1 protein-coding gene is annotated in these 267 nt (G+C 67.4%); it reads left to right on the forward strand.

The genetic code is table 11. The annotated features are described in order from the left end of the window. Nucleotides 1-267, forward strand: a 267-nt coding sequence (locus RYX56_RS26615; protein ID WP_317124181.1) for an isochorismatase family protein, incomplete at both ends; no start/stop codon positions are given.

Genomic DNA, 267 nt, shown 5'->3' on the forward strand with positions numbered 1-267 from the left:
GGCCAAGGCCTGCCGACAGGCCGGGCGCCCCGTGATCCATATCCGCCATGCTGAGGCCGATCCTGCCTCACCGCTGTATCCCGTTGCCTCGGGCTATCCGCCCATGGCTTGCGCGCAGGCGTTGCCCGGCGAAGCGCTGTTCGTGAAGCGCAGTTCCTCGGCCTTTGCCACGACACCGCTGGCGGCGCATCTGCGCGACCAGGGTCTGTCGCACCTTTATGTCGTGGACGCCGTGGCCGGGTTCTGTGTCAACTCGACGGTGCGATC

The organism is Alkalihalophilus lindianensis (assembly GCF_032843265.1).
In the GTDB taxonomy this organism is placed as follows: Bacteria; Bacillota; Bacilli; order Bacillales; family Bacillaceae_D; genus Alkalihalophilus; species Alkalihalophilus lindianensis.